Origin of the sequence: Paenirhizobium naphthalenivorans (assembly GCF_007992095.1) — a bacterium.
Lineage (GTDB): Bacteria > Pseudomonadota > Alphaproteobacteria > Rhizobiales > Rhizobiaceae > Allorhizobium > Allorhizobium naphthalenivorans.
Map to the genome: position 1 here is coordinate 1 of NZ_BJZP01000116.1, position 908 is coordinate 908.

At 62.0% G+C, this 908-nt stretch carries 2 protein-coding genes; both read left to right on the forward strand.

Annotated features, from left to right (window positions below; genetic code table 11):
• A partial coding sequence (locus RNA01_RS23425; RefSeq protein WP_170253631.1) for a Mu transposase C-terminal domain-containing protein occupies nt 1–650 on the forward strand: 650 nt, incomplete at its 5' end.
• A 2-nt stretch (nt 651–652) separates the two neighbouring features.
• On the forward strand, nt 653–908 hold a 256-nt coding region (locus RNA01_RS23430), incomplete at its 3' end, for a TniB family NTP-binding protein (RefSeq protein ID WP_174824578.1).

The following is a 908-nucleotide window of genomic DNA, read 5'->3' on the forward strand; positions in this document are numbered from 1 at the left end:
GCGCCTGCCTGAGCTTCGCCGATCTGGAGCGCTGCGTTGCGCTGGCCGTCATCGATCACAACCTGCAGGCAAATTCCAAGACCCTGAGGGTCCCCATGACGGAATGGCAGCGCAACGCAACCGCCCTGCCTCGTTTCGACGATGACCCGAAGCGCGTGCTGTTGTCGTTCTTGCCGGGTACGGAAAGGCAATTGTCACCGCAAGGGATCAGCATGTTCGCCATGCACTATTATTCACCGTGGCTGAGCGCCGTCGTTCCCGAGCGTGACCGGCTCGGAAGGCTTGAGGTGCGATACGATCCCCGTGACATCAGCCGTGTCTATGTCCGCGACCCGGAAACGCGACTATTCCGACCGGTCGAGAGACGCGACGGCCAACTGACGTCGGTGACGCTGTGGGAGCATGCGGCGGAACGCTCCCGTCGGCGTGCGGCAAACCACCGCTCAAGCACTGAGAAGGTGGCGCTCCGCCGTGAGATTGCAGCCATTGTGCAATCGGCGAAACCCTCCAGGCGCCAGTTGCGTAATGCTGTCCGCAATGTCCATGCCGCTGCGGCGGAGAAGCCTTATGCGGTCATGCAACCGCCGACGCCTCCTCCCGCCGAGCATCTCCCACGCCAGAAGAGCCGGTTGCCGGTGGAGGATTGGTAGAAATAGTGGATCATTTGCTCGAGCATGTCCGGCCGCATCTTGGTCATGATCAGGCGGCAAGGATCGCCTACATTCGTGCCCCACGGTGGATCGGGCATCATGTCGCCCAGGACAGCCATCGGCGGCTGGCCGAACTGCTGGATCGGCCTCCGTCTTTGCGAAGCCAGGGACTGATGTTGGTCGGACCTTACGCCAACGGCAAGACGATGATCGCCGAGCGGTTTGCCGTCGAACACCTGAGAACCTCGCCCGAACAAA